The sequence below is a fragment of the Streptomyces sp. AcH 505 genome (genome assembly GCF_000818175.1).
Taxonomy (GTDB): domain Bacteria; phylum Actinomycetota; class Actinomycetes; order Streptomycetales; family Streptomycetaceae; genus Streptomyces.
The window spans coordinates 2410495-2411568 of the sequence record NZ_JTIY01000001.1; the positions used below are offsets into that span (position 1 = coordinate 2410495).

General features: G+C 69.2%; 1 protein-coding gene. It reads right to left on the reverse strand.

The window, feature by feature from the left end; all coding sequences use genetic code 11:
* Positions 1–195: 195 nt before the first annotated feature.
* A complete protein-coding gene (locus HY68_RS11160; RefSeq protein WP_041987582.1) occupies positions 196–912 on the reverse strand; it encodes a class I SAM-dependent methyltransferase in 717 nt (238 codons plus the stop codon).
* Positions 913–1074: the final 162 nt, after the last annotated feature.

Below are 1074 nucleotides of genomic sequence, written 5' to 3' on the forward strand. Positions count from 1 at the left end.
TAGCGGTTGAGACTCATGCCCTGCTGGTCGCTATGGGTGGGTGAGGGGCGGGAGGGTGCCCTGGTTGGGGTAGTTGGGCGGGGCAGCGGGTCGGTGGGTGGGGCGGGTGTGACTGGGGTGACGGCGGGTGGTTGGTGGGGCGGCCCTGGGGCGTCTTTTGCGTCCTGTGTTGCGTTAGGCGCGCGGCAGGGAGCATCAGGCGGGTGGAGGGCCCTGGGTGTCGGGGCGGGTGTGACTGGTGGGGGCCGTCCAGACCATGGCCAGGGCGAAGCCGAGGTCGTCGAACCGGGCGCCGGGGAAGACACTTCCGTAGAGCTCCCGGAACTGTTCGCGCGACAGGTAGCGATCGGAGAGCAGGTGCGCCAGCCACGGTCGGCTGTGCCAGAAGCGCAGTTGAAACCAGGCGTCGCGAAGCCCGATGCGGCGGATCTGGTGGGGGAAGCTCCACAGCGCGGGCCAGGTGTAGGCCTGGCGCGGCGGGGTGGGGTAGAGATCGCAGACGTTGTCGACGATCGCGACGGTGCCGCCGGGCCGCACGAGACTCTTCAGGCGCCGCAGTCCCGCGCGGTAGTCCGCCAGGTGATGCAGCATCGTGTGGCTGTAGACCAGATCGAAGCCGCCGTCGTCCAACTCGAACAGGTCCTTCACCACGTAACGCACGTTGGGACGTGCCCTCTTGGCCTCGGCGATCTCGATCAGGGGCCCGCTGAGGTCCAACCCGACGACCTCCTCAAAGCGGTCCGCCAGGGCGACCGCCGCATGCCCGGAACCACAACCGGCATCAAGAGCGCGCCCGCCACCCGGCCCCAGGCCGAGCACCCAGGCGGTGTTCTGCCCGGGCAACAGGCTCACGAAGCGGTCGTAGTCGAGGGCGAACCGGTCGAATGACTGAGGATCAACCACCTGCGCCATAACTCTCCCTACACGCCACAGCCACCAACCGCCGGACGTATCCGGGGGCAGGGGCCCACCGCCTGATGCGCCCTATGGCGCGTCTAACGCAACCACCCACGCAAAAGGCGGCCGAGGGCCGCCCCACGGGCTACCCTCCGTCACCCCAGTCACACCCGCCCC